Annotated in this window: 19 protein-coding genes and 1 pseudogene; 15 read left to right on the forward strand and 5 right to left on the reverse strand. The window is 70.1% G+C overall.

Features of this window, described 5'->3' with window-relative positions; translation table 11 throughout:
- Positions 1-40: 40 nt before the first annotated feature.
- The gene (queD, locus tag FU658_RS10265; protein ID WP_147892002.1) at positions 41-394 is read right to left on the reverse strand and encodes a 6-carboxytetrahydropterin synthase QueD; all 354 of its coding nucleotides are present in this window, start codon (positions 392-394) and stop codon (positions 41-43) included.
- Between the two features lie 137 nt (positions 395-531).
- On the opposite strand from queD, the gene recC reads away from it, so the two are divergent.
- From recC to FU658_RS10305, 10 genes and pseudogenes are all read left to right on the forward strand, one after another.
- Positions 532-4062, forward strand: coding sequence for an exodeoxyribonuclease V subunit gamma (recC, locus tag FU658_RS10270; protein WP_147892003.1), 3531 nt, complete (start codon positions 532-534; stop codon positions 4060-4062).
- On the forward strand, positions 4059-7700 hold the full coding sequence (locus FU658_RS10275; RefSeq protein WP_147892004.1) for a UvrD-helicase domain-containing protein: 3642 nt from the start codon (positions 4059-4061) through the stop codon (positions 7698-7700). The genes recC and FU658_RS10275 overlap by 4 nt, the downstream gene beginning before the upstream one ends.
- Positions 7697-9475 carry an exodeoxyribonuclease V subunit alpha gene (gene recD, locus FU658_RS10280; protein WP_147892005.1) on the forward strand — a complete coding sequence of 593 codons (1779 nt, stop codon included), beginning with the start codon at positions 7697-7699 and terminating at the stop codon, positions 9473-9475. Before FU658_RS10275 ends, recD begins: the two co-directional genes overlap by 4 nt.
- Before the next feature lie 272 nt (positions 9476-9747).
- Positions 9748-10329, forward strand: a complete 582-nt coding sequence (locus tag FU658_RS10285) for a biliverdin-producing heme oxygenase (protein WP_222708414.1) — start codon at positions 9748-9750, stop codon at positions 10327-10329.
- 95 nt (positions 10330-10424) lie between these two features.
- A pseudogene (locus FU658_RS16075) lies at positions 10425-11138 on the forward strand (GAF domain-containing protein); the annotation flags it as partial.
- Between the two features lie 31 nt (positions 11139-11169).
- The gene (locus FU658_RS14785) at positions 11170-12357 is read left to right on the forward strand and encodes a GGDEF domain-containing protein (RefSeq protein WP_222708416.1); all 1188 of its coding nucleotides are present in this window, start codon (positions 11170-11172) and stop codon (positions 12355-12357) included.
- Between the two features lie 251 nt (positions 12358-12608).
- Complete coding sequence (locus FU658_RS10295) at positions 12609-14456, forward strand: ABC transporter ATP-binding protein (RefSeq protein ID WP_255505546.1); 1848 nt, start codon at positions 12609-12611, stop codon at positions 14454-14456.
- Positions 14457-14520: 64 nt separating this feature from the next.
- A complete protein-coding gene (locus tag FU658_RS14465; protein ID WP_187266051.1) occupies positions 14521-14694 on the forward strand; it encodes a hypothetical protein in 174 nt (57 codons plus the stop codon).
- Positions 14691-15692 (forward strand): GlxA family transcriptional regulator, encoded by a 1002-nt coding sequence (locus FU658_RS10300; RefSeq protein WP_147892007.1) that lies wholly within the window; start codon positions 14691-14693, stop codon positions 15690-15692. Before FU658_RS14465 ends, FU658_RS10300 begins: the two co-directional genes overlap by 4 nt.
- A 41-nt stretch (positions 15693-15733) precedes the next feature.
- Complete coding sequence (locus FU658_RS10305; protein WP_187266052.1) at positions 15734-16687, forward strand: alpha/beta fold hydrolase; 954 nt, start codon at positions 15734-15736, stop codon at positions 16685-16687.
- 13 nt (positions 16688-16700) lie between these two features.
- On the opposite strand, the gene FU658_RS10310 is transcribed toward FU658_RS10305, so the two are convergent.
- The 3 genes from FU658_RS10310 to FU658_RS10320 all read right to left on the reverse strand — a co-directional run bounded on the left by FU658_RS10310 (position 16701) and on the right by FU658_RS10320 (position 19181).
- Positions 16701-17096 carry a DUF6768 family protein gene (locus FU658_RS10310; protein ID WP_147892009.1) on the reverse strand — a complete coding sequence of 132 codons (396 nt, stop codon included), beginning with the start codon at positions 17094-17096 and terminating at the stop codon, positions 16701-16703.
- Entirely contained in the window at positions 17080-17649 is a 570-nt protein-coding gene (locus tag FU658_RS10315; RefSeq protein WP_147892010.1) for an RNA polymerase sigma factor, read from the reverse strand. The genes FU658_RS10310 and FU658_RS10315 overlap by 17 nt, the downstream gene beginning before the upstream one ends.
- Before the next feature lie 113 nt (positions 17650-17762).
- Complete coding sequence (locus FU658_RS10320) at positions 17763-19181, reverse strand: aminotransferase-like domain-containing protein (protein WP_147892011.1); 1419 nt, start codon at positions 19179-19181, stop codon at positions 17763-17765.
- Between the two features lie 115 nt (positions 19182-19296).
- Between FU658_RS10320 and FU658_RS10325 the strand changes: the two genes are divergently transcribed.
- Both FU658_RS10325 and FU658_RS10330 read left to right on the forward strand, forming a co-directional pair.
- Positions 19297-19662 (forward strand): hypothetical protein, encoded by a 366-nt coding sequence (locus FU658_RS10325; RefSeq protein WP_147892012.1) that lies wholly within the window; start codon positions 19297-19299, stop codon positions 19660-19662.
- The gene (locus FU658_RS10330) at positions 19659-19868 is read left to right on the forward strand and encodes a DUF2909 domain-containing protein (RefSeq protein ID WP_147892013.1); all 210 of its coding nucleotides are present in this window, start codon (positions 19659-19661) and stop codon (positions 19866-19868) included. Before FU658_RS10325 ends, FU658_RS10330 begins: the two co-directional genes overlap by 4 nt.
- A gap of 20 nt (positions 19869-19888) precedes the next feature.
- Here the strand turns inward: FU658_RS10330 and FU658_RS15815 are convergent, their stop codons facing one another.
- Positions 19889-20971, reverse strand: coding sequence for an alpha/beta fold hydrolase (locus FU658_RS15815; protein WP_343195876.1), 1083 nt, complete (start codon positions 20969-20971; stop codon positions 19889-19891).
- 129 nt (positions 20972-21100) lie between these two features.
- On the opposite strand from FU658_RS15815, the gene katG reads away from it, so the two are divergent.
- The 3 genes from katG to FU658_RS16080 all read left to right on the forward strand — a co-directional run bounded on the left by katG (position 21101) and on the right by FU658_RS16080 (position 24615).
- Positions 21101-23326 (forward strand): catalase/peroxidase HPI, encoded by a 2226-nt coding sequence (gene katG / locus FU658_RS10340; RefSeq protein WP_147892015.1) that lies wholly within the window; start codon positions 21101-21103, stop codon positions 23324-23326.
- 219 nt (positions 23327-23545) lie between these two features.
- Positions 23546-24445, forward strand: coding sequence for a collagen-like domain-containing protein (locus FU658_RS15670; protein ID WP_147892016.1), 900 nt, complete (start codon positions 23546-23548; stop codon positions 24443-24445).
- Between the two features lie 8 nt (positions 24446-24453).
- The gene (locus tag FU658_RS16080) at positions 24454-24615 is read left to right on the forward strand and encodes a phage tail protein (RefSeq protein ID WP_187266069.1); all 162 of its coding nucleotides are present in this window, start codon (positions 24454-24456) and stop codon (positions 24613-24615) included.
- The last annotated feature ends 100 nt before the right edge of the window (positions 24616-24715 follow it).

Genomic DNA, 24715 nt, shown 5'->3' on the forward strand with positions numbered 1-24715 from the left:
ATTGGGTTGCCGCCGATGTTGCCATGCGGCAAAAACGGGCTCAGCCGCGGTAGCGCGAGCCGGCCGTGCAGGTCTCGTGGACCACCACCATCGACAGCAGCGGCAGCTTTGGCTTGGCCTGGTCGAAGATCCAGCGCGCCAGCACTTCGCTGGTGGGGTTCTCCAGGCCCGGGATGTCGTTGAGGTAGTGGTGGTCTAGCCGGTCGTAGATCGGCTTGAAGGCCGCCTTGACGTCGGCGAAGTCCATGACCCAGCCCACGTGCTCGTCGATCTCGCCGCTCAGGTGCAGCTCGATGCGGAAGCTGTGCCCGTGCAGGCGCGCGCACTTGTGGCCCTCGGGCACGTTCGGCAACCGGTGGGCCGCCTCGATGGTGAAGACCTTGAAGATATCCATGGCGCGCATTCTACGCGCCATGGGCCCGTGCCGCGTCCGGGTGGTGGCAAGGCGGGCGGGTCTCATCGACTGAGAAGCGCGCGTTGTATCGTTCGGGTTCACCAGCGGGCGGCCCACCGTCCCGCGACAGGGGAAGCATGAATCCAGACATCGCCAGCCACGGCCTGTGGGTCTTTCGCGCCAGCCGCCTGGAGGCGCTGCTGGACCCGCTGGAATCGCTGCTGCGGGCCGCGCCGCCGGCGAACGTGCTCACGCCGCAGCGGGTCATCGCCGCCCACCCGGGCATGCGCCACTGGCTGCTGGGCGAACTGGCACGCAAGCGCGGCCCGCGCGGCATCGTCGCCAACCTCGACGTGGTCCTGCCGTCGAGCTGGCTCGACGAGCTGGCGCAGCAGGTGCTGGGGCGCGAGGCGGTGGCGGTGAAGCCCTACCGCCGCGGCGCGCTGCGCTGGCGCATCCACGCCGCGCTCGACCAGGTGCCCGACGACCGGCTGGCGCGCTACCTGCACGGCGACGACGCACCGCGCCGCCGCTTCCAGCTGGCCGACCGCCTGGCACGGATCTATTCGCAGTACCTGGTCTACCGCGCCGACTGGCTGGCCGCGTGGGCCCGCGACCCGGACGCCGAGCCGGTCGACACCCTGCTGGGCCCGCTGTGGCACCGGCTGCGCGGCGACATCGGCCAGCCCCACCGCGGCGAGCGCATGCGCGCGCTGCTGCATGCGCTGCAGTCGGGCCAGGGAGGGGCTCCCGCCGCCGCCGACCCCGAGCCGCTGCACCTGTTCGGCATCAGCCACCTGGCCCCGGACGAACTGGCGGTGCTGCGCTCGGTGGCTGCCCAGCGGCTGGTGGTGTTCTACCTGCCCGACCCGTGCCGCGAATACTGGGGTGGCCTCACCGACCCGCGCCGCGCGCTGGTCGAGCAACTGGCGATGGAGCCGTTCGGCCAGGATGCCGAGGCCTGGTTCTTCGAACAGGAGCGGCAGCACCCCCTGCTGGCGCGCTGGGGGCGGCTGGGCCAGCACTTCGTCATGCGCCTGCAGGGCGAGGAGCAGGGCGCGCAGGTGGACGAGCGCCACTGGCAGGACCGGCCCGAGGCCGACCAGGTGCCTACCGACCGGCTGGCCCGGGTGCAGGAAAGCATCCGGCGACTGCAGCCCGGTCTGATGAAGGAGGATGCGCTCGACACGCGCGCGTTCGCCGACCCGTCGCTGCGCGTGCACGCCTGCCACACCCGCCTGCGCGAACTCGAGGTGCTGCGCGACCAGCTGCTCGATGCGATCGAGCATCTCGACGGCGTGAAGCCGTCGGACATCGTGGTGATGGCGTCGGACATCCGCGCCTACGTGCCACTGATCCCCGCGGTGTTCGGCGCCCCTGGCGACCCGACCGCCGCCTTGCCCTACCACCTGGCCGACGTGCCGCTGGCGTCCAGCCATCCGGTCTTCAGTGCGTTCGAACGCCTGCTGTCGCTGCCCGCTTCGCGCCTGAGCGCGCCCGAGCTCCTGGACTTGTTGTCGGAACCGGTGGTGGCGCGGCGCCAGCGCCTGGATGCCGAAGACCTGCCACTGCTGGGGCGCTGGCTGGGCGAGGCCCGCGTGGCCTGGGGCCTGGACGCCGGGCACCGGCAGCGCCTGGGCGTGCCGGGTATCCGCGAACACACCTTCGAGTGGGGCCTGGACCGGCTGCTGGCCGGCGTGGTGTTCGGCGACCTGGGTGACGGTGAGGCGCAGGCGGTGGACCTGCCCGACGATCGCGCGTTGGCGCCGGTGGCGGCGATCAGCGGTCCGCAGGCGGAACTGCTGGGGCGCCTGGACCGGGTGCTGCGCGAGGTGGCCGCCTTCCTGGATACCTGCGCGCGGCCCCGGCCCGCCAGCCACTGGGCCCAGGCACTCGCCTCGCACATCGACGCGCTGTTCGAGGTCGACCGCATGGATGCCGGCGCGGTGGACGCGCTGGTGCAGCTCAAGCGCATCGTCGCCGAACTGGGCGAGGAGCCGGCCGAGGCGGGGCTGGACCCGGCGCTGGAGTTCAGCGTGGTTCGCGAGGTGCTCAACGAGAAGCTCGCCGCGGTGCCCGAGCGCCAGCGCTTCCTGATGGGGGGCATCACCGTGTGCGGCATGGTGCCGCAGCGGGCGATCCCGTTCCGGGTGGTGGCGGTGCTGGGTTTGAACGACGGCGAGTTCCCCCGGGCCGTGGACGACCCCGGCCTGGACCTGATGGGCCGCATCCGCCGCATCGGCGACCGCGACGTGCGCTCCGACGACCGCTACCTGTTCCTGGAAACCGTGATGTCGGCGCGCGATCGCCTGCACCTGAGCTACCTGGGCGAGGGCGTGCGCGACGGCAAGCCGAAGAACCCGGCGCCGCCGCTGGCCGAACTGTTGGCCGCGCTGGACGAAGCCGCAGGCCTCGGCCCCGACGACGACTCCGAGCGACCCTGGCGCGTGCGTCATCCGCTGCAGGCGTTCGACGTGCGCTACTTCCTGGGACGCGACGCGGCGGGCGCGGATGCGCGGCTGTTTTCCTATGCCGACCTGTACCGGCGCATGGCCGAGCGCGACGGCGAGGCGGTGAAGCCGTTCTACGTCGGGCCGGGGGCGGGCGCAGCCACGGCGAATTCAACGGCCGCTGCGGGCGACGCCATCATCCCGCTGCGCGAGGTTCTGGCCTACTTCAAGGACCCGTCGAAACAGGTGCTGCGCAGCCGGCTGCGCGTGGGACTCGACGCCCTGGAGGACGACCGCCTCGCCGACAGCGAGCCGCTGGACGCACGTTTCGCGGCGATCGACCGGATCGGCCGCCGCCTGTTCCTTGAAGCCGCGCAGCGCCCGGGCATGGAGTTGCCCACCAGCCCGCCGGCATGGCTGCGCCTCACCGGCGTGCTGCCGCCCGGCGCGCCGGGGCATGAAGCCTGGACGGCCGAATGCGAATCCGTCGGCCCGCTGCTGGACGTGGCCCGCCAACACCCGCTGTTCGCCGACGGCGGCCTGCCGCCGCGCAGCGCGCTGAAGCTGATGCAGCACGTGGGCGCAGTGCAGGTGGGCGGCGAGCTGGTCCGCGTGCACGCGCAGGGCGGCGGCGACGGCCCGCTGTGGGTGGTCGATGTTTTCCCCGGCAAGAAGGGCGAGGGCGAACTCGGCTTCCGCGAGCGCATCCCGGCCTTCATCGAATGGGCGCTGCTGCGGCTCTCGCAGCCGCACGCGCGCCCGGTGCGGCTGTGCCTGCTCAGCAACACCGCCGAGGCGCCGTGGCAGCAGGCGATCAACGAATACGACCATCTGCTCAACGGGCTCGATGCCGCCGACGCCGCGCCGCAGCTCGAGGCGCTCGGCACGCGGGTCGAGGCGCTGCTCGCGTTCTGGGCGAACGCCCAGGACCAGCCACCGTGGTACTTCCCGAAGACCAGCTGGAAGGCGCTCGAGGTGATCGACAAGCGCGCGTCGGTCGCGCCGGGTGAGGGCGGCGCTGCCTTCGATACCGCGGTCAGCGCCACCTTCCGGGGTGGCTACAGCGCCGGCGAGGTCGACTATGCGCCCGGTTATGCGCGGCTGCTGGCCGGCGCCGAGGAATTCCGCGACGGCACCCCGTCGCGCGCTGCCCTGGATGCCACGGCGCTGGCGCTGCGCGCGTTGATCACCCTGGATGCCGGCGGGGTTCCCGCATGAGTGGCACCCTCGCCGCCAGCCGCGTCGCCGATTGGGCCGCACTGCCGCTCGGCGAGGGCGGGCGCAGCCTGATCGAGGCCAGCGCCGGCACCGGCAAGACCTGGACCATCTCGGTGCTGTACCTGCGGCTGCTGCTGGAATCCGGGCTGGACCCGACCCGGGTGGTCGTGACCACCTTCACCGACCCCGCCGCCGCCGAACTGCGTGAACGCCTTCGGGGCCGCCTGCTGTGGGCCCAGGCCGCCGCGACGCGCGCCGCCGATGGGGAGCTGCCAGCGTCCCCCGACACCCTCCCGCCCGACGAGGCCTGGCTGCACGCGCGCTGGACCAACGGCGGCGACACCGCGCGCCGCGACCTGCGCCAGCTGCGCCTGGCCCTGGCCGACCTCGACCTGGCGCCGATCACCACGCTGCACGGGCTGTGCCGGCGCATTCTCGGCGACTACCCGTTCGAATGCGGCAGCACCTTCGGCCTGGGCGAACTGGTGGCCGGCGATGCGCTGGACAGCGAGCTGCTCGACGACCTGTGGCGGCACCTGGCGCAAAGCCCGCGCGAGGCGCTGGATGCGGGCGAGCGGGCCTGGTACGCACGGGGTCGCGACGAGCTGGCCCAGGCCCTGCGCATCGTCACCCGCGCCGGCGTCGGGGTGCGCGTCGTGGAGTCCAGTGACCCCGCGCAGATCATGGACGCGCAGTGGGCCGCGCGCCTGCGCGAGTGGTGCGCCGGCCTGCGCTTCGGCAAGCGTAAGAGTGCGCTGAAGAACGCCATCCATGGCCTGGCCGAGTTCATCGAGGCCAGCGACGTCAACGGCACGTTGCCGAAGTCGGTCCAGGACAACCTTGGCAAGGCGCCGGCCGACCAGTTGCTCGACGAGGACGAGAACCTGGGTTTCGCCGGCAGCGAGGAGTTCGCGTTCTGCCGCCGCGCTCTGGATCTGATCACTGATCCCGCGCTGGCCGCCCGGACCCAGGCCCTGGCCCGCTTCCGCGAAGAGCTTCTCGCGCGGCGCCACCGCGCGCTGCTCGAGCGTGGCCAGCTCAGCTTCGATGCCCTCATCGACCGCGTGCACGCCGCGCTGCACGGCGAGCACGGCCGCGCGCTGGCCGACCGCCTGTTCGAAGCGTGGCCAGTCACCCTGGTCGACGAGTTCCAGGACACCGACCAGCTGCAGTACGGCATCCTCGATGCGATCTACCGCAGCGCCGCCATCGATGGCGAACCGCGTGGCCGCCTGGTGATGATCGGCGACCCCAAGCAGGCCATCTACGGCTTCCGCGGCGGCGACATCGACGCCTACCTGCGTGCGAAGGCCAGCGCCGACACCCAACTGCACCTGGACACGAACTACCGCTCGGCCTCGCGCTTCGTCGGCGCGCTCAACGCGCTTTACGCACACGTGGGCGAAGCATTGAGCCGACAGCCGGATGCGCCGATTTCCTACGAGGCGGTGAAGCCCAGCCCGACCGCCGATCGCGCCGTTCTCGCCGTCGACGGTCAGTCGTGCGCGCAGCCGCTGGTGTTCCACTACTTTCCGGAGCCGCCGGCGAACAAGGACCAGCGTCGCGAGGCGGCACTGGCCGCCTGTGCCAACCAGATCGCACGCACCCTCAACGACACGTCGCTGCGCATCGCCGGCCAGCCGGTCAGCCCAGGCGACCTGGCCGTGCTGGTGCCGTGGAACAGCGACATCACCCAGCTGCGCCGGCTGCTGGCCCAGCGCGGCGTGCCGTGCGTGGGCGCCGGCAAGTCCAGCGTGTTCGGCACCGACATCGCCCGCGAGCTGCAGCTGCTGCTGGCCGGCATCCACCATGCCGGCCACGAGGGCATGGTGCGCGCCGCGCTGGCCACGCGCCTGTACGGCCTGGATTTCAATGCGCTGCGTGCGCTCGACGAGCACCTCGACGCCTGGCAGCAGCATGCCGCCCGCCTGCACGGCTGGCGCTGCCAATGGCAGCGCGAGGGCGTGCTGGCCGCGGTGCAGTCGGTCGTGGCGCACGCCGCCGGCGGCCTGCTCACCCGCGAGGCCGAAGCCGAGGGCGAGCGCATCCTCACCGACCTGCGCCACCTGGGCGAGCTGCTGCAGGCCCAGTCCGGGCAGCTTTCCGGGCCCGAGGAACTGCTGGCCTGGATGGACCGCCAGCGCCGCGGCGGCGGCGACACCGGCGGCGACGCGGCCGATGACCTGCAGCTGCGCATCGAGTCCGATGCCCGCCGCGTGCGCCTGATGACCCTGCACGCCAGCAAGGGCCTGGAGTTCCCGATCGTGTTCCTGCCGCTGATGTGGGCGCACGAGGGACGCGACGAAAAGCTGCCGGTGGTGCACGACGACGACGGCATCGGACGGGTGCTCGACCTCGGCGGCCCGCGCCACGTCCAGGCCCGCGAACGGGCCGAATGGGCGAACCAGGACGAGCGCTTCCGCGTGCTCTACGTCGCCCTCACCCGCGCCAAGTTCGCCTGCCACGTGTACGGCCTGCCACCGGACCGGGTGCGCGACGGCCGCGGCAAGGGGAAGACATCCGACGCGACGCAGGAAGGTGGCAACGAGCGCAGCCCGCAGGATCCAAAGCGCAGCGCGCTCGACGCGATGCTGGCCGTGGCGAAGGAGAACGGCGGCCTCGAGGCGCTGGCCGAGCTTCCCGGCATCGCGTGGACCGAAGCCCCCTGGCCCGGTGAGCCTGCCCGATTCGCCGATGCCCACCCGCCGCAGACCCCCCGGCTGGCCAGCCGCCGCATGCCGCCGTTGCCGCCCACCGAACAGCGCTACAGCTTCTCCGCGCTCACCCGCTTCCATCCGGCGTCCAGCAGCGAGGACAGTTCCGCCGCCGACGAGGCCGGCGGCGACCACACCCCCAGGCTCGACACCGTGCCGCCCGCCCCTCCCGAACCGCACCCGGAGATCCAGCGTCTGGAACCGGTCAAGGGCACCCGCATCGGCAACGCCATCCACCAGATCTTCGAGGACCGCGAGGTCGGCCGCCCGGTGGCCGAGCAGCCCGCGCTGGTACGCCAGGCCCTGAAGCAGCACGACGTGCACGAGGCCCGCCTGCCGCCGGAGCGGCTGGAGCCGCTGCTGGCCCAGCGCATCGACGCCGCGCTGGCCGCCGAGCTGCTGCCCGGTCTGGTGCTGGGCGCGCTGCCCGCTCACGCGCTGCGCGCCGAGATGGGCTTCCACTTTCCGCTGGATGCCGTGTCGCTGGACGCGCTGCGCCGCGCAGCGCGCGAGCACGACGAACCCGACCTGGTGCCTCCCGGCACCACTGACACGCTGCGCGGCCTGATGACCGGCAAGATCGACCTGACGCTGGAACACGCCGGCCGCTTCCACGTGCTCGACTACAAGGGAAATTGGCTGGGACCGGCCGTGGCCGACTACCAGGGCGAGGCGCTGACCCGAGCGATGGACGCCCACCACTACCGCTTCCAGGCGCTGATCTACACCGTGGCCGTGCACCGCTACCTGCGCCAGCGCGTGCCCGGCTACGACCCCGCACGACACCTGGGCGAGGGCATCTACCTGTTCGTGCGTGCTGCCGGCCTGGCCCCCGGCGCCGGCGTGTGGGCGCACCGCTTTCCCGATGCGCTGATCGACGCCGTCGATGTCGCCCTGGCCGGCCAGCGCGAGGAGGCCGCATGAGCACCTTCACCGCACCGCTGGGCATCGAACCGGCTGCCGAATGGCGTGAGCTGGACACCAGCATCGCCCGCTGGGTGCTGGCCCACGGCGGCAGCCCGCTGCTGGCGCGCACCGCCGCCTGGGCCACCTTGGCCGAATCGCATGGCGACACCGCCGTGGCATTGGCGGGCGAGGGCCCTGGCCGCCACGGCATGCCCGTGCTGGACACTGACGCGATCGCCGCGCTGGAGCGCGAACCGATGGTCGGCGATGGCTGCAGCGCCACGCCCACGCCGTTCGTCATCGAACGGGGTCTGTTCTACCTGTGGCGCATGCACGCCCAGGAGGTGGCGGTGGCACGCATGATCCGCGAGCGGCGCCGGACCGGACAGCCGGCCCCGCTGGACGAGGCCACTGTCGATGCCCTGTTCCACGGCGATCGTGGCGCTCCGGTGCTGGCCCAGCGCCGGGCCGTGCAGCAGGCACCCGGACGGCGGCTGTTCGTGCTCACCGGCGGCCCCGGCACCGGCAAGACCACCACCGTGCTGCGCATGCTGCTGGGCATGCTGCACCAGGCCGGCGGTGCCGAACCCACCGTGCGCATCGCCGCGCCCACCGGCAAGGCCGCACAGCGCTTGGCCCAGGCCCTGCGCGACGGCAAGCAACGCCTGCAAGGCCACGACACCGAAATGCCCGCCCACCTGCAGGCGCTGCTGGCACGCATTCCCGACGACGAGCCGCTGACCCTGCACCGCCTGCTGGGCGTGGACGGCCGCAGCCAGCGCTTCCGCCACCACGCCGACGACCCGTTGGCCGCCGACATCGTGGTGGTGGACGAAGCCTCGATGGTCGACCTGGCCCTGCTGCGCGGCCTGCTGGCTGCATTGCGCCCCGAAGCCAGCCTGATCCTGGTCGGCGACCCCGACCAGCTCAGCGCCGTGGGTGCCGGTGCCGTGCTGGCCGACCTGGTCGACGCACTGCGCCGCGAGGGTGCCGACGACCTGGTGGAGCTGACCCACAGCTTTCGCGCCGGCGATTCGCTGCAGCCGGTGCTGGTGGCAATCCGCGATGGCGACGTTCCGGCGTTCGATGCCGCATGGGAGGCGGGCGGCGACCAGGTGAGGCACGTCGCCGTAAGCGACAGCCGCAGCCTCGACATCGCGGTTCGCCGCTGGGCCGACCAGCTGCGCGCGCTGTGGCGGCATCACGACCTCACGCGCCCCACCGACGCCGGGCATCCCGCCGCCGACGCCGCCCAGCGCCTGCAGCTGGTGCGCGAACGCCAGCTGCTGTGCGCCCTGCGTGAGGGCGAGTTCGGCGCACGCGCCGTCAACCAGCGCATCGAAGACCAGCTGCGCGCGCACGCCGGGCGTGCCTCGGTCGAGGCGTGGTACCCCGGCCGCCTGGTCATGGTGACGCGCAACGACTACAGCGCCGGCCTGTTCAATGGCGACGTGGGCCTGTGCCTATGTGACGACAGCGGTCGACTGTGGGTGTGGTTCGAGTACACCGATGCCGACCGCATGGCCAGTGCTCGACCCTTTGCACCGACGCTGGTGCCGACCCACGTCGGCGCGTTCGCGATCACCGTGCACAAGAGCCAGGGGTCGGAGTACGGTGAGGTCGGACTGGTGCTCGCGCCGGGTGCGCGCAGCGGGTTCGTGTCGCGGCAACTCCTGTACACCGCGGTGTCTCGCTCGAGGACGCGTGTGGAAGCCTGGACCGATCGTGCATCCGTCGTCGCGGCAGTGGCTGGGGAATCGAGCCGAACCAGCGGGCTGGGTGGTCGCCTCTAGCCTTCCGCGAGGCAGTGCACACAGGTGCCCCTTGCGAAGCAGGCACATGCCGTTTTGCAGCTTTCCCTGGCGTGCACCAGCGCACGATGGCGCGGTGCAGGGTTCGCCGTGGCTACTGTAAGCTGGAACGCGGGATGGCGCGCCGCTACCCCCCGGACCACGTCGAGCCACCGATGACCCAGTGCGAGCTCAACGACACCCCGAAGCGACCGCCGCGTTGAAGGCGTTGGCCTGACATGACCGACACTCGACGCAGCCGCGCGCACCAGTCATTGCGCGACGCCACGGCGGCGGCCCATCACGCGCTGGACCATCACCCGCTGCTGCAGCGGCTGATCGGCAGCGACCTCACCCGCGAGCTTTACGCGGAGTCGCTCGCCGCCATGTACCGGCCGCATGCCCGACTGGAGCGGTTGGTGCATCAAAGCCGCCACTGTTCCGAATCGGGGCTGGGGTTGTCTGCGCGCCTGGCACTGCTGGAAGCCGATCTCGTGGAGTTGGGCTGGCCTGCACCGCCGGTACCCGATGTTGCACCGGACGCCTTGCGCGGGCGTGCGGCCTGGTTGGGGCGGGTCTATGTGCTGGAGGGGTCGCGCCTGGGGGGTGCGTTCATTGCAAGGCGAGTCCAGTCCAGTCTCGGCCCTTCCGTGCCGTGCCGCTTCCTTTGCGCGCCCATGGGGCCCGATGACCGCAATGCCCTGCTGGCGATGCTGGAGCGTGCGTTGGAGGCGCCTGCCGAACTCGAGCGCGCGATCGCCGGTGCCCGGGCCGCCTTTGCCGACTACAAGGACGATCTGGATGGCTTCGATCGCGGGCGGCGAAAAATGGAATGGTGCCGGGAGGCGTGCGGGTGATGGACGAGCAGGAACTCAAGGCCGCGCTGGACGCCTGTGCGCGTGAGCCCGTGCATGTTCCGGGTGCGATCCAACCGCACGGCGCGCTCATAGCGATGGACGAGAACCTCCAGCAGGTGCGTCAGGTCAGTGCCAACCTGGAATCCATCCTCGGCGTTCCACCGGAGGATGCGCTCACCATGACGCCCGGGCAGCTGCTCACCCGCCGCCGGGTCGATCAGATCCGAACCCAGCTCGACGCTCCGGGCGGTCGCGGCGCGCTGATCATCTCGTTGCGCAGGCGGGACAAGGTACGACGCTTTCGGCTGCTGCCGTTCCGCAGCGGCTCACGCGTGGTGGCGGAGCTTGAACCGATCTCCGGTCAACCAGAGCGCGTGCTCTTCGGTGCCCTGGCCGAGTGGCAGGCCGCCCTGTCTCGACACACGGGCCGCGAGGGTCTGCTGCGGGCGCTGGTCGCCCTGGTTCGCGATCTCGCCGGCTACGAGCGGGTGATGGTCTATCGGTTCGACGAGGACTGGAACGGTAGCGTCATCGCCGAAAGCCGGGCCGAGGCTGCCGGCAGCTACCTGGGGCACCACTTCCCGGCCAGCGACATCCCCGCCCAGGTCCGTCGGCTCTATGGCCTCACGTCCGTGCGGGATATCCCGGATGCTGCGGCGCAGGCCGTGCCGCTGGTTCCGGCCATCGACCCGGACGACGACTCGCCCCTCGACCTGTCGCTGAGCATCCTGCGCGCGGCGGCGCCGATCCATGTGCGCTACCTGGCGAACATGGGCGTGGTTGCGTCGATGTCGATCGCGCTGCACCTGGACGGCCGCTTGTGGGGCTTGCTCGCCTGCCATGCACCGTCCCCCCAACATTCTTTCACCGGCGCTGCGCGACGCCCTGCGCGCACTGGTCCAGACCGCGTGCGTCCAACTGGAGCTGATCCAGGCGCGCGAGGAAGCTGCGCTTATCCTGCGGGCCAACGACAGTCGCGACATCCTGGTCGACCAGCGGGCGGAATTCTCCGACCCGGAAGAAATCGTGGCGCGACAGGGGTCGGCCTGGCTGGAGCTGTTCCGCGCCGGCGGCGCGGCGGTGGTCGCCGGAGACCGCGTCGCCAGCCTGGGCAAGGTGCCGGAGGCAGCGGCGATCCACGCCATCGTCGACTGGCTGGGTGCCCATCACCCCGGCGAGCAGTCCTGGTCGTCGCGCGAGCTGCGCCTGACCGGGCTGGCAGCGTTGTGCGAACCCTCCCGGACTGCGGGGATGTTGGCCGTGCCACTGCCGATACGAAGCCCGCGCCATGCCGCGCTGCTGCTGTTTCGACCGGAAAAGGCCGAAACCCGCATCTGGGCGGGGAATCCCGAGAAAACCATCGACCGGGAAAGCGGCCATCTGTCGCCGCGCCAGAGCTTCGAATCGTGGGCGGAAACCGTGCACGGACGAAGCCCTCGATGGACCTCGACCGAGCTGCGCTGCGCCGCCGACCTGGCCAGCAACCTGGCGGTGTTGATCGCCGCCGGCGAGATCGGTCGACTCAACCAGCGGCTCGAGCACCTGGCCACCAGCGACCACCTCACCGGACTGTGGAACCGCTATCGCATGGAGGAGGCCATCGACCACCAGGTTTCGGTCGCCGCACGCTATGGCCGTCCCTGCGCGGTGGTCATGTTCGACATCGACCATTTCAAGCAATTCAACGACACCCACGGGCACGATGCCGGCGATGAGGTGCTGGTGCAGGTGGCACAGGCCGTTTCGAGCCAGCTGCGTGACTCGGATTACGTCAGCCGCTGGGGCGGCGAGGAGTTCATGGTCCTGGCCGCCGACACCGTTAACGAGGGTGCGTCGCGGCTGGCCGAGCGCCTGCGAGCCGCGATCGAGGCACTTGCGATCAAGGACTACGGTCGTGTGACTGCAAGCTTCGGCGTCGCTGTGCACCGAAACGGCGAGCAAAGCCGCGACATGCTCAAGCGCGCCGACGTGGCCCTGTATTCCGCCAAGGCGGGTGGGCGCAACCGGGTTGCAACGAGCGCGGACTGAGGCCGGATCGCGTCCCAGCGCGTCGAAGCCCGCTCCGGGGGCGCACCCGGCCCGCTGGTAGGCGACGCCGGCAAGTTCTGCACATTCTTGCTTCCTACCGACACGGTGGAGGCCGCGTTTTCCCTGCCCTTTGCCCGTCTTCCCGCCAACATGCTCATGCGATCGTGCTGGCGCCCAGTTGCTTCGCCGCCGCAACGCCCCAACCATGAGGGTTCCGCATCCCTACCGATGCCCGCTCGCAGGGATCCCGCTTGGCCCACCACGGCCCCGTTTCCAGCCCCGACACCGACGACTTCACCCGCAGCTTCCTCGGCGTGTTCCGCTTCAGCGGCCGCGCGCTGGAGCTGGTGTGGAGCACCTCTCGGCCGCTGACGCTCTGGCTGGGCCTGCTGACGCTGGTCGGCGGGCTGCTGCCGGCCGGCGTGGCCTGGGTGGGGGCGCTGATCGTCGATGCGGTGGTGGCGGCCAGCCGCGCGGTCGCGGCCGGCGCGGCGGTGGAGATGGCGCCGGTGTTCTGGCTGATCGCCGTGGAGGCGCTGCTGGTGATGGCCATGGCGGGCGCGCAGCGCGGCATCTCGCTGTGCCAGTCGCTGCTGCGGGCGCAGCTGGGCCAGCGCGTGAACGTCATGATCCTGGAGAAGGCGCTGACCCTGCAGCTGTCGCACTTCGAGGATTCGGAGTTCTACGACAAGCTCACCCGCGCCCGGCGCGAAGCCTCCAGCCGCCCGCTGTCGCTGGTCACGCGCACGTTCGGCCTGGCCCAGAACGCCATCTCGCTGGTCAGCTTCGGCGTGCTGCTCGCGCAATTCTCGCCGTGGGCCGTTGCGGTGCTGCTGCTGGCCGGGCTGCCCGCGTTCCTGGCCGAAACCAAGTTCTCCGGCGATGCCTTCCGCCTGTTCCGCTGGCGCTCGCCGGAAACGCGCATGCAGATGTACCTGGAAACCGTGCTGGCGCGCGAGGACCACGCCAAGGAGGTCAAGCTCTACGGCCTCGGCCCGCTGCTGCTCGATCGCTACCGCGGCATCTTCCACACGCTTTACCGCGAAGACCGCAAGCTGGCGATCCGTCGCGACGGCTGGGGCTTCGGGCTCGGCCTCATCGGCACCCTGACCCTGTACGCCGCCTACGCGTGGATCGCGCTGGCCGCGGTGGTCGGCCGCATCACGCTGGGCCAGATGACCATGTACCTGATGCTGTTCCGCCAGGGCCAGTCGGCCGTGGCGGCGATCCTCTCGGCGATCAGCGGCATGTACGAGGACAACCTCTACCTGTCCACGCTCTACGAGTACCTGGAAACCGCTGTTCCCTCGGCGCAGGGCACGGCGCTGCGCGGCCCCGATCCCGACGACGGCATCCGCTTCGAGAACGTGTCCTTCACCTACCCCGGCAGCGAGGCGCCGGCACTGCAGGACATCGACCTGCACATCCGTCCCGGTGAATCACTCGCCCTGGTCGGTCAGAACGGCTCCGGCAAGACCACGCTGATCAAGCTGCTCACGCGCCTGTACGACCCGGACCAGGGGCGCATCCTGCTCGACGGCCGCGACCTGCGCGAGTGGGACGAGTCCACCCTGCGCCAGCGGGTCGGGGTGATCTTCCAGGACTTCGCCCGCTACCAGATGCGCGTGGGCGAGAACGTCGGCGTCGGCGACGTCGAACACTTCGAGGACCGCGAGCGCTGGCGGGCGGCCGCCGACATGGGCATGGCCACGCCGTTCATCGAGGCGCTGCCGGCCGGCTTCGATACGCAGCTGGGCAAGTGGTTCCGCGACGGGCGCGAGCTGTCCGGCGGCCAGTGGCAGAAGATCGCCCTGGCCCGCGCCTTCATGCGCTTGCGCGCGGACATCCTGGTGCTCGACGAACCGACCGCGGCGATGGACGCGGAAGCCGAAGCGACGATCTTCGAGCACTTCCGCGGGCTCACCACCAACCGCATCGCCATCCTGATCTCGCATCGCTTCTCCACCGTGCGCATGGCCGACCAGATCGTCGTCATCCAGGACGGCCGCATCATCGAGCGTGGCAGCCACGACGAGCTGATGGCGCGGGAAGGACACTACGCGCATCTGTTCGCGCTGCAGGCGCAGGGTTACCGCTGATCGACCAGGCGCGTGGCGGCCCGCCGGATTCTCCGCGGCCGTGACTGCGCTGGCTGTTTTCGCCATGATGATGTCGTTTCCGCCACTGCCGTCCGCGCTGGAGCTGCGCGATGCTGGCTTCGCCGGGCAGCTGATGGCCCGCATCGTGGAGCGAGTCATGTCACCCACCGTGTTGTACAACCTGCGTCCTGTGCACTCTCCAGCCCTGGCGGTGCGGCCGGCACTGTCGCCGCGATGAGCGGCGCCAGTTTCACCCTTGGGGTGCTCGGGCTCGACGAGATGATGCTGTCCAGCCTGGCGGTCCCGGTGGACATGCTGCGCGTGGCCGAGCAGGTTGCCCGCAGCCGCGATCCCGGCACCGGGCTGCGACTGTCCACGGTACTGGTCAGCGCTTCGGGCCCGCGCCAGATCCCCACCGTCGGCGGCCAGAAGGTCGCCGCGCTGGACGCCGCCAGCACGCCGATCGACACGCTGCTGGTCCCGGGCGTGATGCACGTCGGCGGCAGCGACCTGATCGGCCGGTTGGCCGGCCTCGATCGCGAGATCGCGCTGTTGCAGTCCTTGCACGCGCGCGGCGTGCCGTTGGCTTCGGCCTGCTCCGGTGGTTTCCTGCTGGGCGAGGCAGGCGTGCTGGATGGCCGCCGTGCCACGACAAGCTGGTGGCTGGATCGCGCCTTCCGGAAGCGCTTCCCGCGGGTGCGTCTGCAGGTCGAGGAGATCCTGGTCGAGGACGGTACGGTCACCACCACCGGGGCCGCCACCGCGGTCGACCAGTACATGCTGCAGCTGGTGGCCCGGGTGGGCGGCGCGGACCTGGCCCGGCAGGCCTCGCGCATCCTGCTCATCGATGCCGACCGCCAGAGCCAGGCGCCCTACATCAGCCGCGCGCTGGAAGAGCGCCCGCGCCATTCGCTGACCGAACGCGCGGAACGCTTCGTACAGCGCGAGCTGCACCGCGAGTTGAGCGTGTCCGAACTGGCCGCCCACTGCGGCACCAGCGAACGCAGCCTGCTGCGTCGCTTCCACAGCGAATACGGCCTCAGTCCGCTGGCGCACATCCAGCGCCTGCGGGTGGAGCGCGCCAAGGCCTTGCTGGAGACCACCCATCTGAGCTTCGAGGAAGTGATGGAGCGCTGCGGCTACCGCGATGTCTCCAGCTTCCGGAAGCTTTTCAAGCGCGCCACCCGGATGACCCCGGCCGACTACCGCGAGCGGTTCCGGTTGCGACCGCACTGACCCCCCCCCGCTGCATTCCTGCATCCCGAATGGAGATCGCCATGAACGCGACAACGATCATGCTCGCCCCGAGCAAGGGCCCCCGCCCACCGCGGCAACTGCTGGCGCTGCGCCTCGCGCACCGCGTGCTCGGCGCGGTGGCACCCGGCGTGACCTCGCTGGTGGCCGAGCGCTTCTGGTTCACCCCGCCGGCGCGCCGCTCCAATGCGGGCATCGAGGCCTTTCTCGACAGCGGGGAATTGCTGCAGCTGCGGGTGGGCTGCGCCCATGTCGAAGGGCGCGCATGGGGCGAGGGCCCGGTGGCCCTGGTGATGCACGGCTGGGGCAGCGAATCCGGCCGACTGCAGGCGGTGATCGAGGCCCTGGTGGCCAACGGCATGCGTGTGGTGGCGTTCGATGCACCCGGCCACGGGCGCTCCGGCCCCAGCGAGTGGGGGCCGCGACGCGCGCATCTGCTCGAGTTCGGCCGCACCCTGCTGGCCGCCGAGCACGCGTTCGGACCGCTGCACGCACTGGTGGCCCATTCCGGCGGCTGTACCGCCGCCGCGTGGGCGATGCAGCAGGGCCTGCGCACCAGGCGGGTGGTGCTGCTGGCCCCGCTTGCCCGGCCGATGGACTACGCCGCCCGGTTCCAGCGCCTGCTTGGCTTCAGCGATGCAGTGATGCGGCGCTGGCTGGGCCGTGCCGAGCGCCGCCTCGGCTTTGCGTGGGATGAGCTGGACATGCGCCTGACCCCGTCGCGCGTGCCGGTGCCGCCGACCCTCGTGGTGCACGACCGCGACGACACCGATACGCCGTGGACCGACGGCGAGGCTGTCGCCGAACACTGGCCCGACGCGCGCCTGCTCTCGACGCAAGGCCTGGGACACCGTGGGGTGCTCAAGGATGCGGGAGTGCTGGCGGAACTGGCGGCATTCCTGCGGGCCAGTGCGGCGGTGGACGCCCTGCCCGCACCGGGACGCGAGCCGTCCCAGGGACGGCGTGCGGGCAGGTAGCCACCGGCGGGGGTCACTCCCGCGAAACCGAGCTTCCGGCCGGCGCCTCCGACCGCAGCAGCGACACCTGCAGCTCGAGTCGCTTGAGCTCGCGCAGCAGGCGGTTGGCCTGCATGTGGCTGCCCATGAAGGACTTCGTCAGCGTGGCCAACTGGAACAGGAGCACCGCGCCCACGCCCCATTTCACCGCCGCCAGCGGGTCGGTCGCCGCGACCATCTGCCACAGGGCGTAGGCGCCGACGATGAACGCCAAAGCACCTGCCACGTAGGCCACCCACAAGGCCCACGCCATCGGCCCGCGGAAGATCCCCAGTGCCTGCGCCACGTATCCCGGCTCGCCATGCCGCGACAGCAGCTCGCGGTCCTCGTCGGTCAGGGCCCGTCCGATCATTTCATCCAGCTTGTTCATCGCTGCATCCTTCCAGTAGCGCGCGGACCTTGCGTCGCGCATGCATGAGCCGGGTCTTGACCGTTCCCGGCGGTACGTCGAGGGCAATGGCGATCTCCGCCACGCTCAGTTCCTCGGTATGGAACAGCGCCAAGGCGGCGCGCTGGGGTGCAGGGAGGGTCGCGATCGCCTCCAGGACCCGGGACAGGTCGAAGGCGATCTCGGCCGAAGGCGTGCCCGGTGCTTCTACAGCGATCCCGTCGGCCTCCTCTTCCGGGGCTGCCCGCTCCCGGCCGGACTGGCGAAACTGCTTCTGGCAGCGCCGTGTCACGATCCGGTAGGCCCACGCCGGGAACGCAGCGGCATCGTCGAGCCGCCCGAGCCCGCGAAGGATCTCGACCCAGGCCTCCTGCACCATGTCGCGCGCCCGCTCCGCTTCGCCCAGCACCCGCCAGGCGTGGCGCAGCAGGCGGGGCTGGAAGCGCGCGACCAAGCGGGCGAGCGCCTCCCGGTCGCCGGCCCTTGCGGCCGTCACCAGGTACTCGTCGAAGATCCGCTCGCTATCGCGATTCACTGCCTGTCAGCCCGTTCCACCCCTCAATGCATCATAGGTGCGCCGGAACGACGAACCGGTTCAAAGGGTGTCGGGGCGGGCGGGAACCTGCGCCTGGATGCCAGGCCTCCCGCTCACCTGGCAAGCTTCCGTGCCAGCTTCCCGAGCTTTCCCAGCGCGGACTCGACCCGCGTGGTCAGCGGATGTCCGTGGTTGATGCGCACGCAGCGGGTGAAGTCGCGCGACGCGGAGAACATCGGTCCGGGGGCGATGCTCATGTTTTCAGTCATCGCCATGCGGTGCAGGAGCAGGGCGTCGACCTTGCGTGGCAGCTCGACCCACAGGAAGTACCCGCCGGCCGGGCGGCTGACCCGGGTGTCGCCGGGGAAGTACTGGCGGATGGCTTCGGTATACAGGTCGCGGTTCTTCGCGAGAGCCAGCCTGAGCTCCCGGAAGTGCCTTTCGTGGCTGCCGCGCTCCAGGTAGCGGGCAAGCCCGAGCTGGGCGGGGATCGACGTCGACAGCGAGGTGGTCAGCTTCTGGTAGGTGACTTCCCTAAGGAACCGGCCCGGGCTGGTCCATCCGACGCGATAGCCCGGGGCTAGCGTCTTCGAGAACGAGCTGCAGTGCATGACCCAGCCCTCGGTGTCGAAGCTCTTTGTGGGGACGGGCCGGCGGTGTCCGTAATAGAGCTCGCCATAGACGTCGTCCTCGATCAGTGGCACGCGGTGCCTGGTGACCAGTTCGACCAATGCCTTCTTTTTCTCCGCACCCATCGAACAACCCAGCGGGTTCTGGAAGTTCGTCATCACCCAGCAGGCCTTCGGTTCGTGCCTAGTGATCGCGGTCTCCAGCGCATCGAGGTCGATGCCCTCGCGCGGATCGGTCGCCACCTCGACCGCGTGCAGCCCCAGCCGTTCGAGCGCCTGCAGGCAGGCATAGAAGCAGGGCGCCTCGACCAGCACCGTGTCGCCCGGCTTGCACACCGCGCTCAGGCACAGGTTGAGCGCCTCCATGGCGCCGTTGGTCACCACGATGTGATCGGGTGCGACCTGGGCGCCGTCCACCAGGTAGCGCAGGGCGATCTGCTGGCGCAGCGCCGGACTTCCGGGGGCCAGGTCTTCCACGGTCATCCACGGATCGAGCTTGGCGGCGGCCACGGCCGTGGCCCTCCCGAGGCGCGCGAACGGGAACAGCAGCGGGCTGGGAAACGCGGAACCCAGCGGCACCACGTCGCGGGACATGGCCGACTCGAGGATGCCAAGCACCAGTTCGCTGACCTCGACCGGGCGCGCCTCGCCATCGGGCCGGGATGCCGTCTCGGGCTCTGGAGGCAGCGTCTTCACCCCCTGCGCGACGTAGTAGCCCGAGCGGGCCTTCGCCCGGATGAGCCCCTTCGCCTCGAGCAGGTAGTAGGCCTGGAACACCGTGGCAGGGCTGACGTGGCGGCTGCTGCTGGCCTGGCGCACCGAGGGCAGCTTGTCCCCGGGCTTGAGCGTGCCGGACTGGATGGAGGCGGCGACATCGGCCGCGAGGGCTTCGTAGCGCTTCATCGGATGCGGCCCGCAGACATGTAACTGATATGGTTTTTCCGCCGAAAACTGATACGGGGGAATCTGTTCTGGAAGGCCTAGGCTAGCACCTGGTCAAACCCGTGTTGCGAAGCCTGTGAACGAGACCGTCGAGCTCAATCTTGCCTTCATCCTCTTCCTGCCCTGGTACGCGATCCTGGCGGTCGTGTACTGGGTCTATCCGCGCCAGCCGCGAACCTTGCTGCGCTGGGGCTTCGACGTGGCCAGCCTCACCCTCGCCAGCCTGGCGGCCGTCGCCGCCACGCAGTGGAGCGTGCTCAATGCCGATACCACGTTCGATGCGATCTGGCCGCAGGTCCTCGCGACGGTCGTGTCCTACGGCGCGTTCCTGGGGGTCATGACGGCCGCGTTCTTCCTCCGTCGCCGCTTCATCATCAAGCCCTTCCTCGACGGGCTGCGCGACACCGGTCGCAGCCCCTCCGCCACCGGAGCAACGCCTTGAAGACGCTGCTGATCCTGGGGTTCTTCTGCCTGATCGGCTACAACCTGTTTGCCGGCCTGTACTACATGCTCACCGACAAGGGCAGCACACAACGCACCGTCAATGCGCTGACCAAGCGCATCGCGCTGTCCGTATTGCTGATTGGTCTCATCGGCCTTGGCATCGCGACGGATTTCATCGAGCCGCACGGCGTGCCGTTCCGCTGACGCGCGCGGTTGCGCCGCGATCAATGCCGCGTCTCGTCCAGGAAGGCGACCAGGGCGTCGCGAACCGCCTGGTCGTGTCCCAACCAGGCATGCCCGCCCGAAGGAAAGACGATCAGCCGCGAGTCCGTGATCCGGCTTGCCGCGTACTCCGCACCGGCAGCGGTGTCGTACAGATCGTCTCGTGTGCTGATGGCCAGCGTGGGCGCGGTGATGAGTTCCATCGCATGCGCCGACGCAGCGTGCGTCATCCGGGCATCGTTCTCCAGTCCCGCCCGCTTGGGACCCACCGGGAACACGCCCTCGACCACGGCACGCGCGCGCGCCTGTTCGGCCGGACTGGCGTTGCGGTAGACATCCAGCGGCGTCGCCAGCACCGTCTCGATCAGCATCTCGTGGCGTAGCCGCGTGACAGCCCAGATGACGAAGTCGGACTGCAGCACGTGATCGAACACGAACTGCCACAAAGGCGAGGGCGGTGTCGTCTCGGCCACGTCCCGCCCGGGGACCGGGATGGCCGGGACCAGCAGGACCAGGGCGCTGCAGCGCCGTTCGTGTCGGATGCAGAACTCCATTGCCGAAGGCGCGCCGGCCGACAGCCCGAGGATGGTGGCCCGGGGTACGCCAAGCGCGTCCAGCAGGCAGGCGTGGGCGCGGCCTGGGCCGACGGGGATCCATCCGCCGGAAGCGGCGTTCGGAGGTACCCGAAGCGCGACATGGCGATCGCCTGGTGGCCGGAAGCGGCCAGCAGCTCGGCGAAGTCCGCGACCTGGTCGTAGCCACCCCCGGCACCATGGACCAGCAAAACCGCGCGGCCCTCGCCCCGGCTCGAGTACTCCACGTCCCCGCACGCGGTCGCAGCGATGCGCGAGCCCGCTTCGAGCCGATCCCGGACCGAGGACAGTTCGGCGCGATACACCAGGTAGGTGCCAAGGATGGCCGCGAACGTGACCGTCAGGAGCGCGAGCAAGGTCCGCTTCATCGGCGCCGCCTTCGCGCCGCCACGTCGACTGCAGTCTCCGATTCGGGAGGGGAGGCCATCCTTCATCCTCTTCGCGATCGAGGGTTACCTGCCGAAAGCCAGTATGCGGCCTCTTTCCCCGCACAACCCATGTGGCCGGACCGCGCCTGCCGATATACCCGCGCTATCGAACTAATCACAAAGAACAATTTCACCTATGCCCCTGGGAGGCGCAGTATCGGAGTGACCAATCGACATCACCAGGGAGGACACCATGTCAGATGAAGCCAAGTGCCCGTTCAATGGCGACGCCGGAAAGAAGCCGAAGGGGCGGCGCACCAACCGCGACTGGTGGCCCAACCAGCTCAGCCTGTCGATGCTGCACCAGGGATCCAGGCTGTCCGATCCGATGGACGAGTCGTTCGACTACGCCAAGGAGTTCAACAGCCTCGACCTCGATGCGGTGATCAAGGACCTGCACGAGGTGATGACCGATTCGCAGGAGTGGTGGCCCGCCGACTACGGCCACTACGGTCCGCTGTTCATCCGCATGGCCTGGCATTCCGCCGGCACCTACCGCGTGCAGGACGGGCGTGGCGGTGCCAACACCGGCGGTCAGCGCTTCGCGCCGCTCAACAGCTGGCCCGACAACGGCAACCTCGACAAGGCCCGGCGCCTGCTTTGGCCGATCAAGAAGAAGTACGGCCGCAAGCTGTCCTGGGCCGACCTGTTCATCCTGACCGGCAACGTCGCCCTGGAGTCGATGGGCTTCAAGACCTTCGGCTTCGGCGGCGGGCGCGAGGACATCTGGGAGCCCCGCGAGGACATCCATTGGGGGCCCGAGGAAGAGTGGCTGGCCACCAGCGACACCGAGAACAGCCGCTACTCCGGCGACCGCGAGCTGGCCAACCCGCTGGCGGCGGTGCAGATGGGCCTGATCTACGTGAATCCCCAGGGCCCGGACGGCAACCCCGACCCGCTGGCCTCGGCCCGCGACATCCGCGACACCTTCGCGCGCATGGCGATGGACGACGAGGAGACCGTGGCGCTGGTCGCCGGCGGCCACACCTTCGGCAAGTGCCATGGTGCCGGCGAGCCCGACCACGTCGGTGCCGAGCCGGAGGGCGGCGACATCGTCGACCAGGGCTTCGGCTGGAAGAACACCTTCCAGAGCGGCGTCGGCACCCATGCCATCACCAGCGGCCTCGAGGGCGCCTGGACCAACCATCCGACGAAGTGGGACATGGGCTACTTCGAGAACCTGTTCGGCTACGAGTGGGAGCTCACCAAGAGCCCGGCCGGCGCGCACCAGTGGAAGCCCAAGGGCGATGCCGGCAAGGATTCCGTGCCCGACGCCTACGATCCGAACAAGCGCCACCAGCCGATGATGTCCACCGCCGACATGGCGATGCGCATGGATCCGGCCTACGAGAAGATCTCGCGCCGCTTCAAGGACAACCCGCAGGAGTTCGCCGATGCGTTCGCCCGCGCCTGGTTCAAGCTGACCCACCGCGACATGGGTCCGATCGCGCGCTATCTCGGCCCCCTGGTTCCGAAGGAGGAACTGGTGTGGCAGGACCCGGTGCCGGCCGTGGACCACCCCCTGGTCAACGACAACGACATCGCCGGGCTGAAGAAGAAGCTGCTCGACTCCGGGCTGTCCACGGAACAACTGGTCAGCACCGCCTGGGCCTCGGCCTCGACCTTCCGCGGCAGCGACATGCGCGGCGGTGCCAATGGCGCGCGCATCCGCCTGGCCCCGCAGAAGGACTGGGAGGTCAACCAGCCCGAGGAGCTGACCAAGGTGCTGGGCGTGCTGGAAGGCATCCAGAAGGAATTCAACGGCGCCCAGTCCGGTGGCAAGAAGGTGTCGCTGGCCGACCTGATCGTGCTGGGTGGCTGCGCGGCGGTCGAGGCGGCGGCGAAGAAGGGCGGGGTCGACATCAAGGTGCCCTTCACCCCGGGGCGCACCGATGCCTCGCAGGAGCAGACCGACGTCGAGTCGTTCAACTGGCTCGAGCCCCTGGCCGATGGTTTCCGCAACTACGTGCGCAAGGACATGGAGGTCGGCGACACGGAAATGCTGGTCGACAAGGCCCAGTTGCTGACCCTGACCGCACCGCAGATGACCGTGCTGCTCGGCGGCCTGCGCGTGCTCGGTGCGAATCACGGTGGCTCGAAGCACGGTGTGTTCACCGATCGACCCGGCACCTTGAGCAACGACTTCTTCAGGAACCTGCTCGACATGGGCACGGTGTGGGAGCGCAACTCGGCCGACAAGAACCTGCTCGAGGGCAAGGACCGGAAGACGGGCAAGCCCAAGTGGACCGCGACCGTCGTCGACCTGGTCTTCGGCTCGAATTCGCAATTGCGCGCGCTGGCCGAGGTGTACGCCTCCGACGATGCGAACGAAGGCTACGTGCACGAGTTCGTGCGCATCTGGGACAAGGTGATGAACCTTGATCGCTTCGATCTCGGGGCAGGCCAGACCCACGGGTAAGGACCAGGTGGCCCGATGTCCCGCGAGCAGCGGGCATCGGGCGGCGTGCAGTGTGACCGTCCTCGCAGGCGCGCCATGTCGTGGCTCGACGGGGTCACGTTTTGGGCTGCGCGAGGACATGGAGGACACTTTCCACTGATGGGAACGACGACACTGTCGCGGGTGGCGCGGATCAGGCACGATCCGCACCGCTAGACGTCATCTCATCAGGGGGAAACCATGCAGAAGCTCGTCCTTTGTGCCGCCGTGGGCGCGGTGCTGTCCCTGGCGTACGCGCCATCCGTGCATGCCGTGTCGGGTGATCCCGTCATCAAGGCCGTCATGACACTGGAGGAAGTGAACACACTGGTGGTCGTGGGCGAGAACTTCCTGCGCATGCCGATGGGCATGAGGGTGACCCTGGGCGCCGAGGGCGAACCCGGCGACATCACCCCGGATTGCCGAAGCTCGCCGGACCGCACGCTGCTCACCTGCACGCTGCGCGGCGGGTTGCCGCCGGCGGGCGACTACATGCTGGGCATCACCCAGACCCTCGCGCCGCAGGGCCGGGTGGAGTATCCGCTGACGATCGGTGCCCTGGGCCCGGTGGGCCCCCAGGGTCCGCAGGGCGAGATCGGCCCGCAGGGGCCGCAGGGCGAATCGGGCCCGCAGGGTGAGCAGGGGGTCCAGGGCGAGCGGGGCGCGCAGGGTCCGCAGGGCGATCGCGGCCCCCAGGGCGAGCAGGGTGCGCAGGGTGAGCAGGGCCCCAAGGGTGAACAGGGCGTCCAAGGCATTCCGGGCGTTGCCGGCGAGACCGTCCCCAGGGTGTCATGGGTCCGCGCGGTGAAACGGGCGCCGATGGTCCCCAGGGTCCCCAGGGCATTCCCGGCGAGATCGGCGCCACCGGCCCGGCCGGCCCCGTCGGTCCCCAAGGCGTCCCAGGCGCGACCGGGCCCACCGGTCCGACAGGCGCCACCGGCCCCGCCGGCCCGCAGGGTCCCGAAGGCCCGGCCGGGCCGGTGGTCCCGGATGCACGCTTCGGTTCGAACACCAGCTACGCGGCCAGCGGGCGAGGTGGAGAATGCACGCTGGGCGAAGTCTGGCTTACCGCCGGCGGTGTCGCTTCCGGGCTGCCCCTGAGGGGACAGGTGCTGTCCATTGCCCAGAACCAGGCCTTGTTCGCGTTGCTGGGCACACTGTACGGCGGGAACGGCACCACGACCTTCCAGCTTCCGGACCTGCGTGGCGCCGCGCCAAATGGCCTCAGCTATGTAATGTGCGTGCAGGGGCTCTTCCCGATGCGGGACTGACCGCCGCACGGACCCTTCGACCCCAGGCCCGCGCTCCGGGCCTGGGGCAGGTGGGCGGCCCGTACGGTCTCCCGGGTCGCCGTGGCGTGCATTAGCACGT

It is taken from the genome of Alkalisalibacterium limincola (assembly GCF_008017755.1).
GTDB classification, from domain to species: Bacteria; Pseudomonadota; Gammaproteobacteria; order Xanthomonadales; family Xanthomonadaceae; genus Alkalisalibacterium; species Alkalisalibacterium limincola.